At 40.9% G+C, this 15,766-nt stretch carries 14 protein-coding genes; 4 read left to right on the forward strand and 10 right to left on the reverse strand.

Translation table 11 applies throughout. From position 1 onward, the window contains the following. Nucleotides 1-65 precede the first annotated feature (65 nt). Nucleotides 66-2,156, reverse strand: a complete 2,091-nt coding sequence (locus L0P88_RS16000; protein ID WP_247130933.1) for an LruC domain-containing protein — start codon at nt 2,154-2,156, stop codon at nt 66-68. A gap of 323 nt (nt 2,157-2,479) precedes the next feature. Here L0P88_RS16000 and L0P88_RS16005 point away from each other — a divergent pair, with 323 nt between their 5' ends. Continuing rightward, complete coding sequence (locus L0P88_RS16005) at nt 2,480-3,394, forward strand: hypothetical protein (RefSeq protein ID WP_247130934.1); 915 nt, start codon at nt 2,480-2,482, stop codon at nt 3,392-3,394. An 813-nt stretch (nt 3,395-4,207) separates the two neighbouring features. Here the strand turns inward: L0P88_RS16005 and L0P88_RS16010 are convergent. The 3 genes from L0P88_RS16010 to rho all read right to left on the reverse strand — a co-directional run bounded on the left by L0P88_RS16010 (nt 4,208) and on the right by rho (nt 7,631). After that, entirely contained in the window at nt 4,208-4,858 is a 651-nt protein-coding gene (locus L0P88_RS16010; protein WP_247130935.1) for a hypothetical protein, read from the reverse strand. A 131-nt stretch (nt 4,859-4,989) separates the two neighbouring features. Next, nucleotides 4,990-5,880: a hypothetical protein gene (locus tag L0P88_RS16015; protein WP_247130936.1), complete on the reverse strand. Its 891-nt coding sequence runs from the start codon at nt 5,878-5,880 to the stop codon at nt 4,990-4,992. Nucleotides 5,881-6,044: 164 nt separating this feature from the next. Next, nucleotides 6,045-7,631 (reverse strand): transcription termination factor Rho, encoded by a 1,587-nt coding sequence (gene rho / locus L0P88_RS16020; RefSeq protein ID WP_247130937.1) that lies wholly within the window; start codon nt 7,629-7,631, stop codon nt 6,045-6,047. A 190-nt stretch (nt 7,632-7,821) separates the two neighbouring features. On the opposite strand from rho, the gene L0P88_RS16025 reads away from it, so the two are divergent. Further along, nucleotides 7,822-8,232 carry a DUF4293 domain-containing protein gene (locus L0P88_RS16025; RefSeq protein ID WP_247130938.1) on the forward strand — a complete coding sequence of 137 codons (411 nt, stop codon included), beginning with the start codon at nt 7,822-7,824 and terminating at the stop codon, nt 8,230-8,232. A gap of 82 nt (nt 8,233-8,314) precedes the next feature. On the opposite strand, the gene L0P88_RS16030 is transcribed toward L0P88_RS16025, so the two are convergent. The 3 genes from L0P88_RS16030 to L0P88_RS16040 form a co-directional block, all read right to left on the reverse strand. Then, nucleotides 8,315-9,160 carry a DUF6503 family protein gene (locus tag L0P88_RS16030; RefSeq protein ID WP_247130939.1) on the reverse strand — a complete coding sequence of 282 codons (846 nt, stop codon included), beginning with the start codon at nt 9,158-9,160 and terminating at the stop codon, nt 8,315-8,317. A 71-nt stretch (nt 9,161-9,231) separates the two neighbouring features. Then, nucleotides 9,232-10,161: an MBL fold metallo-hydrolase gene (locus L0P88_RS16035; RefSeq protein WP_247130940.1), complete on the reverse strand. Its 930-nt coding sequence runs from the start codon at nt 10,159-10,161 to the stop codon at nt 9,232-9,234. Next, nucleotides 10,158-10,652: a metallophosphoesterase family protein gene (locus tag L0P88_RS16040; RefSeq protein ID WP_247130941.1), complete on the reverse strand. Its 495-nt coding sequence runs from the start codon at nt 10,650-10,652 to the stop codon at nt 10,158-10,160. Before L0P88_RS16040 ends, L0P88_RS16035 begins: the two co-directional genes overlap by 4 nt. Before the next feature lie 84 nt (nt 10,653-10,736). Between L0P88_RS16040 and truA the strand changes: the two genes are divergently transcribed. Together truA and L0P88_RS16050 are read left to right on the forward strand one after the other, a co-directional pair. After that, a complete protein-coding gene (truA, locus tag L0P88_RS16045) occupies nt 10,737-11,480 on the forward strand; it encodes a tRNA pseudouridine(38-40) synthase TruA (protein WP_247130942.1) in 744 nt (247 codons plus the stop codon). Beyond that, nucleotides 11,477-13,249, forward strand: a complete 1,773-nt coding sequence (locus L0P88_RS16050) for an ABC transporter ATP-binding protein (protein WP_247130943.1) — start codon at nt 11,477-11,479, stop codon at nt 13,247-13,249. The genes truA and L0P88_RS16050 overlap by 4 nt, the downstream gene beginning before the upstream one ends. 2 nt (nt 13,250-13,251) lie before the next feature. Here L0P88_RS16050 and L0P88_RS16055 read toward each other — a convergent pair whose 3' ends face one another. Genes L0P88_RS16055 through folP form a run of 3 tightly spaced genes read right to left on the reverse strand, consistent with a single transcriptional unit; the run spans nt 13,252 to nt 15,676 of the window. Next, nucleotides 13,252-14,016 carry a DUF3667 domain-containing protein gene (locus L0P88_RS16055; protein ID WP_247130944.1) on the reverse strand — a complete coding sequence of 255 codons (765 nt, stop codon included), beginning with the start codon at nt 14,014-14,016 and terminating at the stop codon, nt 13,252-13,254. After that, nucleotides 14,016-14,801, reverse strand: a complete 786-nt coding sequence (locus tag L0P88_RS16060) for a diadenylate cyclase (protein WP_247130945.1) — start codon at nt 14,799-14,801, stop codon at nt 14,016-14,018. The genes L0P88_RS16055 and L0P88_RS16060 overlap by 1 nt, the downstream gene beginning before the upstream one ends. Before the next feature lie 38 nt (nt 14,802-14,839). Continuing rightward, nucleotides 14,840-15,676 (reverse strand): dihydropteroate synthase, encoded by an 837-nt coding sequence (gene folP, locus L0P88_RS16065; RefSeq protein WP_247130946.1) that lies wholly within the window; start codon nt 15,674-15,676, stop codon nt 14,840-14,842. Between the last annotated feature and the right edge of the window lie 90 nt (nt 15,677-15,766).

The raw sequence follows: 15,766 nt of genomic DNA on the forward strand, positions 1-15,766 counted from the left end.
ACAGAGAACATAAAAGCCCTTCCATTTGGAAGGGCTTTTATTTTTAGGGGATTTCAGACTTCATGTCATTGTATGTTTCCCTCATTTCGATATCCGGCATTATCCTTATACCAATCCGTAAACACTGCCCCTCCTGAAGTGGCCCATTGATTGAAAAAATTATAAGCCTGATTTACGGGAATTTTTTCCTTGGGAACCCTAAATTCATGTACAATGTTTATTGCCCATGGAAGACGTGAATCGGTCTGGTAATTGCCATCGGGGTCTTGATTCACCCCTTCGGTATCCACTGTATTGACCCCCAAACTTGTCCTTAACCTATTGGGCAGGTGAATTTCCCGGCCCCGATCCCTATCGACGATCAAAAAGGAGTTGAACGGAGCAATACCCAATTGGGCTATACTCAATGGTGTGGTAAACCTTACAACTACTTGTGTGGGAATGTTCAACATGGTCTCGTTGTTATCATACAGGATTACGACGGCCCTGTTTTGATCTTGCTCAACCCCGTTGGGAGCCACATTGATATAACCTTCGGTAAGAACGGTTCCGGTAACGGATTCAACCTGGTTTGGGGCAATGCTTTCAAATTCAATCCCAAAGGCGTTGGTCAATCCGGCACCATCTGAAGTTACCTCAAAATTGATTTCCAGTTCCACAACTTCGTTCAAGGAGTTCATAATGGCTACAAAACGGTAATTTATGGCGGCATCATTAAAATCATAATCTCCCATAAATGGCCACAGATCTTCAAAGGCTACGGTTCCCCAACCATATTTACTGGGCGTAAATTGCTCAAATGCCTTTTCTGCATCTTCAGGATATTCGTCATTGCTATCGCTAATTCCATCACCATCAGTGTCAGGATCCTCCATTTCTTCATCGGTAAAGGTAAGGGTGGTCAAATCATTGATGGTTCGGCCAAAATTAATTCCGGATGTTGAGTTGGGGCCGTAGATGTATTCCCACCCTCCGGTAACGGTATCCATAATGATCAGATCGGAACTTCCACCATTACTCGCCAGCCAAAGTTCATTGTTTGAGTCAAACGTCATGGAGGTGGGCGTAAAAGGGAGGTTGTCCGCACTGATTCGTGTGGCTTGATACACGTTTCTGTCATCTAAATCCAATCGATATAATCCGCCAAAACTGCTAAGGAATAAAGTTCCATCCTCTGCAAAGGCCAGATCACCACCGTTGGTAACATCCAGATTGTTGATTTTCCAAGTGGAAAGCACCGATCCATTTGAAGGGTCTATGGTATAGATTTTGGCATTGTTGCCAGAAAAGTACAACAGGCCATCCTCTTCCCTGTAATCCAATCTTGGACCTCCCATGCCTACATTTCCAACGGTTGTCCAGCTATCATTGACGATGTCATAACGCATCAATGGATAAGGCCGGCTTCTACCTATGGAGTATAAATACAGATTGGTTTGGTCGATGGCGGCCGTCCAACTCCCTTGTGGCATGGCCGCAAGGTTGGTAAGATTGCCATTTAAAGGATTGACCGTAAATAGTTGACCTGAACCGTTTACACAAAACAATGAGTCAATTTGAACCCCTCTTTGGGCCGACCTGCCCAATGCATATTTCGATTTAAACCGTGAAACCTCGGCCTGTCTCGATTTTCCGGACATATCCGAATGGTTGTAGGTTGCGGTACCATTAACAATATCAACAATTTCCGAACTAAAGGTATTTCCTTCCTTTCTACGGATATAGATTTTGGAAAAGTAGGAAGGTGTGGTTACCATATATTCCAAAACACCATTAACGGGTCTTCCCGTGAACAAGACCTGATTGTACTCATCAGATTCAAAAGTAGTCTCGCTGTCTTGCTCACCTGCATCGTTGACAACAGTGATGTCCTGAATTTCAAATTGGACGTCATTGTAGGCATAAACCGTGTAGATGGCATCGGGAGCCATATCATTTATGGTTACGGCCACTGTCTCGGAGGTTTCGAACTCAAAATCTTCGGGTATCACCAAATTGGTAATTGCGGATCCATCGGATACTTCTTCCTGTTGATTTTCCCCTTCCTGTGATTCTTCTTCAATTACTTCATCCAAACTATCCTTTACGCAGGAGCCTAGGTTAAAGGCAAAAAAAAGGACAAAGAGTGCTTTTGTTGGTAAAAATAGATGCTTCATAACCATAATTTCTTCAAAGATTCAAACTTTAGGGCGCTGTTCGGATTAAGTTTATTTGGGACTTAAAAAGCTGTCGACGAATGGCAACTTTCTAAGGACTAGAGCGCATAACCTTTGCTTATTGCGTAAATTGAACGAAAAATCTGACAAAAACATTAAAAAACCCGATGAACGGTCCATGAATGTTGTGAAATCAGGAAAAATTGGGGTGAATGGACAAGGCTATTTTCATTAAATACAATAATTTGATGTTAATAAATAGTTGATTTTTATCCTATCCAATTCCTTATCTTGAAGTAAGATAAATCTTAAAAATAAATTCAATGGAAAACTACAAGAAAAATCTACAAAAAGTCGGGCAGTTTATCAGCAGGAATGAAGGAGAGTTCATGATTAAAGAGTATAGAAAAAAAGGAGGTGCAGAAAAGAACAGGTTTTTTATTCACAAGGATTGTATACGTAAAACATTGGAATGTTGTGAAAATGTTTCGGGCATAAAATTTATGTTTGGTATGACTGATTTGAAAGATTCGGATTCTAAATCTCTTTTTTTATTTCCTTATAATCAATTTGAAGGGAAAATTAGCAGGGACTCTATAATACCTAAGAACGGATATTTAAATCATAGTGGTTTAAGATTCTCTATAGCCGAGACCATGGAACAAGTTGCTTGCCACATCAAATATAGAATGGATAATGACCGTATGGGATATAAAGAAGTACCTAGATATGTTTTTTTTGGCAAAGATTCCTTAAATGATTTAATTTCAACAGATAATTGTGAAGGAGTTAATGGATATCTCGCAATAAATGGTAATTCGGAAGAAACTATTGTTTTCGAAGTTGTAGGTAAAAATAACAAAAGCCTGGATATTTTCTTTGACTATGGGGGAGTTGACCCAGGAGATTATGGAAATGATCCTGGGGAGTGTATATATTCCCTAATGGTGGATTCACTGTATGGGTCGGAAGATATATTGCGGTTATCTAGAAATTTTAGGGACAAATACCTTTTTGAATCTGAAAAAAGAATGGCTTTTTCGGAACTTTATTATCTAATTTCTCCAGTTGTAATCCGTAAAACTGCAGGGGATACCCAAAAACAAATAATGGAGGAGTTTTATGAACTTAAAATAAAGGCGCTTGAGAAATTGATAATGAATGGTGAATATTCCAATGCCATGGAGGTATTGAAAAATGTTTTAGGGGAACTTACCGAAACATATGCCGATATCTAAATAACTTCTTCTTTTTGTTTAGAAGTAGACTACAGTTTTGAAGTTGCTTCTTAGATGTACTATTAGTCAATTATAGAAAATGCCCCTGGTAAAGGGGCATTTTTCATCTGCCCAACTATATAAATCTTATCTAAAAGCCCTTCTTCGACTTACGATAAAACCTATACAAAAAAAGGTATACATTATGACAATGAGTATTTTTAGTATTGTCCTTAAATTATATTTTTCCCAAAGATCCAATCTGGAATACCCGACCAAGAATAAATGAGGAAAAAATAAATAAAAAACTATTAGCCCAAATGCAATCCAGACCATTAGGTTGTATTTATCCGATTGCCATTGGAAACTAGGTTTAAGACCAAGGAAATATAGTGTACAACAAATCAATAGGGTCCATGAACCTATGGCATTGGAATAAATCAAATCACTCTTTAAAGGATTCTGATAAAATGAATTGATTATATATGATAAAAGAGTTATAAAGGAAGCAATGCCAATAATCATCTTAAATATTTTGTTACTGATTAGAGTATAAAAGGTTGAAAAGAAATACGAGAAGAAGATTACGATATAGATGTTATAAATTATTTGATTGGAATTTGTAGTCTTGGGGAAAAAGGCAAAGTTTTCATTATACCGAATAAAATTACCCAAGAGTTCGTTGAAGAAGGTGTAAGCGATAATTAAGGGAAAGTATCTAAGGGCAGTGTCAAAATATTTCTTATAATGAAAAATTGACACTGCCAAAGCAATGAAATAAACAGGAAGAAAGAAGTAATTTTGAATTAGTTCCAACAATTCTGGAAATATTTATTAAAAATCGCTACCTGGAGGCGGACCTGAACCCCCATGGTTCAAAATCAAACTTCCATCACCTTGCATTAAACCGGTATCAAAGGTCGGTATAAAGGAAGCTTTGGATTTGGGCTCTCCTTCTTGGCCCCCATTTTCTGCTTTTGGCCAATAATTTCGAATCAATTTCGCCTGACCATCCCCACCAATGTAAAAACCACCATAGTCATTGGCTATTTTAGCAGTGGGCAGGATAAAAACCGTATTTCTATTGGGGTCCCTACCTTCTTTTCCATAGTTCCCAAAATAAATTCGTAAACTGTCGGCATCCACTTCAGCCTTTCTCGCTTTTCGTTCTACATATTTGATATACCTTTTTAGGGTTTCCAATTTAAAGGCTACAAATTGGGTGGGCATGAATTTTTCTTCGGAATCCCTATCCCCCATTTCAAATTCAACAATATCGGGGATTCTTCGATTTTGATAGTTTTCGCATAGTACCTTGGCCTCTTCCAACGAGATGATTTCCTTGGGAGCTTTAACTTCTTCCATGGGCTCATCGGCCATTTCGGGTACTGTCTCTTTTTTTTGTTGGGGGTTACAGGAAACTAATGCCATAAGGCATACGCTAAGAATTCCGGTGCTTGTTCTTGCTAAGCTAAGATTCTTCATTTTCACAGGTTTTGTGTTTTAAGGGTTAAAATACTAGGGGAATTGATTCTAAAGATAGGGGTTTTGCCTTAAAATTTTAACAAAAAACCCTAACCATTCAAGCTAGGGTTATGCTTTAAAAAGGATATGGATTAATCCCATTGAACAGGAGGTGGTCCACTATTCCCATAATTGAACATTGAAGAAGTTTGGGAAAAATCATTTTTTGAATTTATGAATTTCCATGTTTCCTTGGTTAAATCAAGTCTTTCATTTGATTTCAAATTGAGTAGGGTAGTGTTATTCTCTATTGTCGGTGCAAAAAATAAAGTCAAATGATTTGAATATTCCCCTTCCAATGGACTATTGTCAATAGAAGCGAAAATGACATTGACCCCGGTGAGTTCTTGATCATACTCCTTACTTTGGGTTTTTAAGTAAGTAAGATATTTTTCGTATTCCCCTTTTTCGTACCAAACGAATCGTGTATCAAACTCAACGGTTTCTGAAAAAGGTCCGGTTACAAAATCATAATAATTATTGTAAAGTTGGATTGCTCTCGCTGAGGAAATGTGGCCAGAACTGGATAGTACCAAGCTTTGGTCCGGAGATTGTAACCGATCTAGCTTGGTTTCAGTTGAGTAATTTTCTCCGGCAAAACGATGGAGATAGGTGATTTCTCCATTGTCAAAAGAAAAAGCACGGTGCAAATCCAAACGTTCATCATAGGTGGCAGGTGCTAGAAATACTGTCCTTTTGCCATTATCCTCGGCACCAAGCAAGAAAACAAACCTAGTAATTTCAATGTTTTGCTCACTACAAAAAGAGGTTACCCGCTCAAAATAACTTTCCAGCATTTCAAACTCAAACCAAACTGCCCTTGTCTTGTCGCTATTGTCAAAAGCGATACGGGTATTGTAGAAATTGTTGTAGTAGGTGACCGCCTTTACCAGGGAAATCAATTTGGCTGGTGCAACAACTTTTGACGAGTATTGCTCAAGGATGGCAATATTGGTGTCTTTTTTAATCAAACCTTTATTCATACTAAAGATTTTAAAGTGTTATTAAATAAATATAAATCCATTAAAAGTAAGAAAAAGACTATTAAATAATGCAAATCATAAGTTATTTAATTTTAATGCCATTTCAAGGCACAAAAAAACCCAATGAAAGTATCATTGGGTCATTTCACTTGTAATTCTGCTATTTATTCGTTCATCGTCATTAAAAACTCCTCGTTGTTTCGCGTCTGTTTCATGCGTTGTTCCATAAATTCCATGGCTTCCACGGGATTCATGTCGGCCAAATATTTTCTCATGATCCACATACGTTGAATGGTCTGCTCATCAAGCAGCAAATCATCCCTTCTGGTAGAGGAAGAGATCAAATCAATAGCAGGGAAAATCCTTCGGTTACTGATTCTTCGATCTAACTGTAGTTCCATATTACCTGTTCCCTTGAATTCCTCAAAAATGACTTCGTCCATTTTGGAACCTGTCTCGGTCAGCGCCGTGGCTATGATGGACAATGAACCGCCATTCTCTATGTTCCGTGCGGCGCCAAAGAAGCGTTTTGGTTTGTGAAGGGCATTGGCATCCACACCACCGGAGAGTACTTTTCCGGAAGCGGGCTGTACGGTGTTGTACGCTCTTGCCAATCGTGTAATGGAATCCAATAGAATAACCACATCGTGCCCGCATTCCACCAAACGTTTGGCCTTTTCGATGACGATATTGGCCACACGCACATGTTCACTGGCTTCTTTGTCAAATGTGGAAGCTACCACTTCACCACGAACGTTACGCTGCATATCCGTAACCTCTTCCGGGCGTTCGTCAATCAACAAGATAATTTGATAGACTTCCGGATGATTGGCGGCAATTCCATTGGCAATGTCCTTTAGCAATACGGTTTTACCCGTTTTTGGCTGTGCCACGATCATACCCCTTTGCCCTTTTCCTATAGGGGAAAACAAATCCACAATTCTTGTGGAAAGGGTGGTTTGCCCATGGGCGACATTGAATTTTTCCCTTGGAAATAGGGGGGTCAGGTGTTCAAACGCCACTCGGTCGCGCACCACTTGGGGATCGAGACCATTTATTTTGTTCACCTTGATCAGTGGGAAGTATTTTTCGCCTTCCTTTGGAGGTCTTATGTTACCTAAAACGGTGTCACCGGTTTTTAGGCCAAAAAGACGTATTTGACTCTGGGATACATAAATATCATCCGGGGATGATAGGTAGTTGTAATCGGAAGATCGTAAAAAACCATATCCATCCTGCATAATGTCCAGTACGCCCTCACTTTCTATAATACTATCAAACTCAAACTCCGGTTCCTTGTACCTGTTCTTTAAATCCTTATCAAAATTGCTGTTTCGTCTATCTTGTGGATTGTTTCTTTGAGTTTGATGATTTCTTCTGTTCTGGTGTTTGTGCTGGCCATTTTGTTTGTGTTGATCGACCTGCGCGGAATTTTGTTCCTTTTTTCCGTCTTCGTTCTGCACCTCTTTTTTTGAAACCTCTTTTTTAGGTTCTTCTTTTCTTGTGGCTTCTTCCTTTGGGGTATTGGAGGCCTCGGCCCTTTTTGGGGTCCTGGTCCTTTTTTGCTTCTGTTCCTTGGGCTTGTCTTCGGTGCCAGTGGCCACAACGGAGGGATTGGATGCCTGTACATCCAGGATTTGGTATACCAAATCCAATTTTTTTAGGGCTTTAAATTTCGGAATGTTCAATTCCTTGGCAATTTCCTGCAACTCGGGCAGTTTTTTGGCTTTTAAGTCAGTTATCTCAAACATTAAATAAGCAATAGGTTAAACGTAAAATCTGAATTTTGAAGTAAACGTTACTTGGATTTAACTATGGGGGACAGATCTCCCTAGGCAAGTATTCTAATCAATAACGATACAAGTATACAAAAATATTTAAAAGAACAATGGCAAATTGTCAATAAACCAACGTAATTTTGCAGTCCACTTAACAAAAAGGATGATTCAACGTATTCAGACATTGTTCCTTGCTTTGGTTGCCCTATGTTCTGGAGCACTTCCGTGGACGGTTTCCCTTTGGACGTTGAAAGAAGGGATGGTGATCTACGCCAAGGACAATTTCCCTATTTTGGCAGCGTTTGTGGTAGTGGCCGTTCTTGCAATTATTGCCATTTTCCTTTTTAAGAAAAGACAACATCAATTTGTTCTAAATAGATTGAACTTAATAGTGAACCTTTTTTTACTAGGATTTTTCGTTTATCGATCGCTAAACTTATCCGGAGGGACGCAAGTCTCTGAGAAGGGTATTGGGATGCTGATTCCTGTATTTTCTATCGTTTTTCTGGTTCTGGCCAACAGGGCCATCAAAAAGGATGAAGATCTTGTAAAATCTGTTGATCGTTTACGTTAGACCTAACATCTTAGTAGTATTAGTGCGAAAAAACCCCGACCATTTCGGTCGGGGTTTTTAATTATAGGGGAGCAAGCCTGCCCTATTCCGTTATATTTTCAATGGTAAAACCGTTTCCAAACCTTACATTGCCCATGGTCTGCACCAAACTAGGTTCAGTTCCATATTCCCCTTTCGTATTGGGTAAAAAATAGGTCCGTTTTGTGGATATCATTTGGCCATCAATATCCTCATACTCGTAATTCGCAATCAATACGGGCTCATTTACCCCCATAAATGGCAACGAAAAGTAAAATCTGTCGATCAATTTGGTATCCGGATTTATAAAGAGGATATACGCATCATTCTGCTCCTTGCCCGTCAGTGCCGGATCATAGGTTACCTTTATCTTGTCATATACGATGTTGTTATGCTCTTCCGGCCCTTCGTAAGATACAAGGGTCCCGCTATCATTTAATTTATAGGGCATAACAAACCAAAAATAATTGGCCCTCCTTAAAAAAGCCCCTACCGCATTGGCCTGGGGGTCTTCACTGATTCTCCCATTTTGCATTACCGTGGTTTTTTCACCGTCAAAATATTGGGTGACTTCCCCTTCGGCTTCTGGCATCACATTGATTTCGTGTTGGGTGTAATGCCCATAAGAAGCTTCATTGCCAAATAGGTAACGTTCAGTAGATAAATCGGTCTTTTTCAGTATGGGGTCGTGGTAATGGTAGCTAAATTCCACATCGCCTTTTTTCCATAAATCCCCCCATCCACCGTAGGCATGTTCAATGGCGGTCAACATACCCTGCGGGTCCGAGGTATCATAAGCGGGTAATTTTTCCAATACCTCGTTGGAGGTTTCGGTCGTTTTCTTTGTCTGTTGTACACATGATACAAAGAGCAAGGACAGTAAGAGCGCTGCCGATCGTAATGGATACATTTTTATCTGGGTTTACGTTAATGATTTCCCTATTAGACGGAATTAATGGAAACACTTACAAATAGTCCTGGTCAGAGTTTAAAAAGACTGCCCGCCTTTGCAATGTTGAAACCTTTTTCGCGAACAAGGCCATGTTCCTTGCTGTTTTCATTGAGCAAAGGATTGGTATGGTTGAAATGTATGAAATGAATCTTTGCCTTTTCTTTTTTTGGTAAGTCATGAAAAAGTGCCATACTCTCTATGGCAAAAGGATGGGGGATTTCCGAGATGTCCCGGTTGGCGACTTCATTCCCGTCAAAAAAAGTGGCGTCCAAGAAGGCATAATCCACTTTTTTAATCTCTGTGACGATGACGGTTTCCCATCTGTCCCATTTATCGATATCGGGGATAAAAAGAACGGTTTTGTTCGGGCCGGTGATTTTATAGCCTACGGTCTCCGAGAATTCGTCCCGATGTGGAACCGTAAAGGGAAGTACCGAAAGGTTTGATGTGATTTGAACCTTGGTTTTGTTCGCTAAAGGCTCAAGGGTTATGTTCCGTAGAGCCACCAGTTGACTCCAAGGCGCATTGTTTTCCAAAAAAGCCTCCATTTTGGGCATGGTATACACGGGTATGGACCTACCTCCCAAAGCTTCCCTTCCCAAATACATTAAACCCGTATAATGCCCAATATGGGCGTGCGTCAAAAATATGCCGTTTGGGGTTTCTGCAGGGGTTCCAGCTAACCGCTTTAGTGTTTTCAATTGCCTTGGCATGTCCGGGGTAGCTTCAAAAAGAAAGGTTTTTTGATTCCCATGGTCAATAATGCCCAATGCGACGACCATCCGTGAGGGATCGGGTTTTTCAAAAAGAAGGGCACAACATTCCTTTTCACAACCAATATGGGGACTTCCCGCATCTTGAACGGTCCCCAAAACCGCCAAGGAGACTTTTGAATCTTGGGCATGGCAGGTTCCCATAAGAAATGTCAAAAGGATAAAAGTAAGTGTTGTTGCCTTCATCTTTTTCCCAATTCAATTACTTCAAGACCTTCAATTTTTTCCCTATCAATGGTAAACCGTAACATGGTCCTGACCTGATGAAATCCATGCTTACCACATGCCCCTGGATTCATATGCAAAACCCCTAATTTCTTATCGTTCATTACCTTTAAAATATGACTGTGTCCACAGATAAATAACCTGGGAGGGTTTTTCTGGATTTCTTCCCTGACCCTACTATTGTATTTTCCGGGATATCCCCCAATATGGGTTATCCAAACATCCACCCCTTCACACATAAATCGGTTGTGCTCCGGGAATTCCCGTTGGATTGTATGGTTGTCTATATTGCCATGCACACCTCTTAACGGCTTTAGGTTGGACAATGCATCTGTGACCATTAGATCACCAATGTCTCCAGCATGCCAGATTTCATCGGCCTGTTGCGCATACTTGAGAATCGTTTTGTCCATGTGGCCGTGGGTGTCCGAAAGCAAAAGAATTTTAGTCATACGCTAAAAATATGCTAAAAAAAGATTGTTGTCCGATATGGCCTTGGGTTTAAAGTATCTTTAACCACCGAAAAAAAGCAGCTTTTGCGGTATTTCGTAGCATTTTCATACAATGGCATGGCTTATCATGGCTGGCAGAACCAGCCTAATGCCATAACGGTACAAGAAGTCTTGGAAAAAGCCCTGTCCACGCTTTTGAGGGAGCAAATACATGTGGTAGGTGCGGGTAGGACGGATGCCGGTGTGCATGCAAAACAGATGTATGCCCATTTTGATAGTAACCAGCACTTGGATTTTGGGAATTTGGTGTTTCGAATGAATTCGTTTTTGCCGGATGATATTGCGATTCAAGGTTTTAAAACCGCTAAACCCGATGCCCACGCCCGTTTTGATGCCTTGGAGCGCACTTATGAATATTGGATCGTTCAGCATAAAAATCCGTTTTATAGCACCAGCGCCCATTGTATTGTAAAACCTTTGGATATCGATGCCATGAACGAGGCTGCTTCAATTTTAAAGGGATATCGTGATTTTGAGTGTTTCTCAAAATCAAATACGGATGTAAGGACTTTTATTTGCGATATTAAAAGTGCTTTTTGGACTGAAGGACCGGAAAAACTGGTCTTTACCATTACGGCGGATCGCTTTTTAAGGAATATGGTAAGGGCCATAGTGGGAACAGTACTGGAAGTTGGTCTTGGAAGGATAACACCTGGTGCAATTAAGACCATTATAGAAAGCAAGGATAGGTCAAAAGCGGGTGCATCGGTGCCGGCAAAAGGATTATATTTGACCAGAGTCATATATCCAGAAACCATTTTTGAATGAGCAAGGAGCAGGAGATAGGGAAAGCGTTTGATTTTAAACTCTTTAGACGGGTTTTCGGCTTCGCCAGGAACTATATTTCGATTTTGGTGACCGTAGTGCTATCGGGAATTCTATCGGCTGCTTTTGCGGTTTTTACCCCGATCATAGTGCAATACATCATCAATAAGGCCTTGGACGCCCGGAATGATGAACAACTGTTAACCGCTATATTGGTCATGGGCTCGGTTTTGCTGGGACAGGTCATTTTTCAATTGATGTTCAATTATTTTGCCAATCTGCTGGGGGAGTCCGTAATCAAGGATTTACGAATGAGGCTCTTCCAAAAAATGATGGCCTTTAAAATGACCTATTTTGACAAATCGTCCATAGGGTTGTTGGTCACCAGGGCAGTTGCCGATATGCAGCGTATTGGGGAAATCTTTAGCCAGGGATTTTTTGTGATCGTTGCCGATGTTTTAAAAATGGTGGCAGCCGCCGGGGTAATGTTGGTTATGAACTGGCGTTTGGCATTGATCGTTTTTGCCATACTTCCCGTGATTTTGGTGGCAACACGATTGTTCCAACGGGCCATGAAGGTTGCATTCATTGATGTACGGGCCCAAGTGGCCAATCTTAATTCCTTTGTTCAGGAGCGTATAGCGGGCATAAAAATTGTGCAATTGTTCAACAGGGAGGCCATTGAGAAGGAAAAGTTCAGGGAAATCAATGAAAAACACCAAAATGCATGGCTAAAAACGGTCTGGTACAATAGTATTTTCTTTCCAGTTGCGGAGATTTCCAACTCCATAGGTATTGGCTTGGTGGTTTATTTTGGGGTAATCCAGCAAATTGAGACCATGCAGGATACCAATGTGGGGACCATAGTGGCTTTTTTCTTTTTAATGGAATTGTTGTTTAGGCCGTTAAGGCAAATAGCGGATAAGTTCAATACCCTACAGATGGGAATGGTAGCGGCCAATAGGGTTTTTAGGATTTTGGATACGGACAGTCATATATCGGATACGGGGACCCGGGAAATCCCTAAAGTAAGGGGCAGCATTTCATTTTCCAATGTCCGCTTCGGTTATGTAGAAAATGAAGAAGTGCTGCATGGGATTTCCTTCTCGGCCAATGCAGGCGAAACCATTGCAATTGTAGGGGCTACCGGAGCTGGAAAATCAACTATCATTAATTTGTTGAACAGGTTCTACGAAATTGATTCAGGAAGCATTTCCATTGATGGCATCGATATCAGGGAATTTAAATTGGCATCGCTCCGCTCCAATATTGCCGTGGTGCTCCAAGATGTTTTTCTTTTTGCGGATACCATTGCGAATAACATCTCCCTAAAGGATGACAGCATCTCCCTTAAGGATATTGAAGAAGCGGCAAAGCAAATAGGGGTACATGATTTTATCAGTACACTGCCCAGTGGTTATGAATACAATGTAAAAGAGCGGGGCATTATGCTTTCCAGTGGTCAACGGCAGCTGATTGCCTTCCTCAGGGCTTATGTGAGCAATCCGGGCATCCTGATTTTGGATGAGGCCACCTCTTCCGTCGATACGTATACGGAACGGCTCATACAAGAGGCAACCAATAAGATTACGGAAGACAGGACTTCAATTATCATAGCACATCGGTTGGCCACGGTTAAAAAGGCGGATAAGATCATTGTTATGGATTCGGGCCAAATCGTAGAAATGGGAACCCATCGGGAACTTCTTAAGAAAGATGGGTACTATAGTGATCTATATCAGGCGCAATTTTTGCAGGAGGAATTGGCCTAGTGCTATTTTGGTCTAAAATCCTCAAGATTTATAGTACCGGTCAGCAGGCCAATTATCAAGATAAGAACGCCTATTCCCAACATTACAAAAGCGAACATGACCAAGTATGCGATTGCCCTTAGGACAATATTGAAGAACCCTACCTTGTGTAACTTCTTAAAGGCATAAAACTGAAAAGAAACGGAGAACAGTAAAAGGAGCCAGTTGAAGTTTTGGTAATTGATGTTGAAAAAACCAAACAAGGGTATGGCGATCACGACCTGGACAAAGGACATTTGAGCTGTGGTATAGGTGTTGGCTACCAGATGCTCCGTAAAATTGAGTTTTTTGATGTCAAGGAACAATATCCACGTCATCAAAGCGTAAACCGGCATTAACAGATAGGACAAAAGACCTTGGTAATCAAAGATAAATTCCATGTTTGGGGCATTCGTCTGATTCAGGTTGTTCTCGGTGAGGTTGATGTGGTACCAATTCCTGAGTATGTAGAACATAAGCCCGGAAAGCGTGATGGCAATGGCAAAATAGCTAACGGGATTCATGTATTTCTTCCTTGCCCCCGAAATAAAGCTTTCAATGACCACATCGGGTTTGGTGAACAGCTGTCTAAAGGTCTTCAATAAGGTGTTGTCCAGATTAAATACCTGAAAGCTTAAGTCCTGCCAAATATTTTTTAGGGTGAGTCGATTCCTGACGATTTTAGCACCACATGATGGACAATAACTGAAGTCCGAGCGTAAGGTGTTTTCACATGTTTTGCAATTCATTAGGTTAAATCCTTTTTAATCATTTCGGTAAGTTCCTCAAGGCTCTTGTAAAGCACGAACTCACCATTTTTAATGTAGGATATCATCCCTGTTTCTTCACTGACCACCAGACAGAGCGCATCCGTTTTCTCGGTAATGCCAACAGCCGCCCTATGGCGAAGTCCAAATCGTAACGGAATGTTCCGTTCATTGGAGACCGGTAATATGACCCTTGTAGCGGTAATGTAATTTTCCTGGATGATTGTCGCCCCGTCATGCAGGGGACTATTTTTAAAAAAGATACTTTCTATAATGGGCTGTGTAATCTCAATATTCATTTTATCCCCGGAAGATTTGACAAAGTCAAGATTGTTGTTCCGTTCTATTACCAAAATGGCCCCGGTCTTACTAATGCCCATATTTTTGCAGGCCCCTATAATGGCATCCACGTCAACATCGGTAGGAAGGGCCTCTTGTTTCAGAAATTTAAAGTGACGGATAAAACTTCGTTTGGTGGCAAAATTGGTTGATCCAATAAGGAGTAAAAACTTTCGTATCTCCTGCTGAAAAACAATGATCAAAGCAATTAGACCAATGTTCATAAACCCACCTACCATGCTACTGATCATCTTCATTTGCAGCAGTTCGGTCAATTTCCAAAGGGCCCAGACAATGACAATTCCAATAAATATATTAATGGCGACCGTTCCCTTTACCAATTTGTAGATATAGTATAGCAATACCGCAACCAGTATGATGTCTATAAAATCGGTAATCTTAAATTCCAGGAAATTCAAAAACTCCAATGGTAGTGCGTTTTTGTAAAATTAGGTAAAATGTTGGTTCAGGCCATTTTTACGGATTCCAATGCCTGAAATAGGCGAATGCATTCCATGGCCTCTTGAACATCGTGGGCCCTAAGAATATTGGCCCCCCTTTCCAAAGCGGCCATATGCAGTGCCGTTGTGCCATTTAGGGCTTTTTCCGGAGTGCACCCTAAGGTTTTGTAAATCATGGACTTTCTGCTTACTCCAGCAAGTATGGGGCGCTCTAGGTTCTTGAATAGGTCCAGGTGTTGGAGCAACCTATAGTTTTGTTCCACGGTTTTCGCAAATCCAAAGCCCGGATCAAGAATAAGATCATTTATTTTTAAATCCCTTGCTTTCGCGATGATTTCGGAAAAGTAAAAAAGGACTTCCTTTAGCATATCGTCATAGGTAGTCATTGATTTCATGGTCTGTGGCGTCCCGCGCATATGCATGGCAATGAAGGGTACCTGGAATTCGGCCACAGTGGCCATCATTTTGTGGTCCAAATACCCACCACTAATGTCATTGATCATTGCGGCCCCTACCTGCAAACATTTTTTGGCAACCCTACTTCTAAAGGTGTCAATGGACAAAACGGCATGGGGAAATTCGTTCAGGATTAAGTTAACAACGGGCAGTACACGGTGCAGTTCTACATCCTCACTAACGTCCTTTGCCCCGGGTTTGGAGCTATGGGCCCCAATATCAATTAGGGATGCCCCTTCCTTAAGCATGCGTTCCACCTGTTGTACAATGGATGCCGGGTTGTTGTACCTACCACCGTCATAAAAGGAATCCGGGGTAATATTAAGAATTCCCATGACTTTGGGAGTGGTCAAATCCAGGAGTCTTCCGTTGCAGTTTATGGTCATTGGGAGCGTTTTGGTTTCGTGAGTTTCAATTATCTTTGACAAGTGTATACAGTCTTTAAAAAGAGAGCTGAAAATACGCAAAATAGCAGA

It is taken from the genome of Muricauda sp. SCSIO 64092 (genome assembly GCF_023016285.1).
Classification (GTDB): domain Bacteria; phylum Bacteroidota; class Bacteroidia; order Flavobacteriales; family Flavobacteriaceae; genus Croceivirga.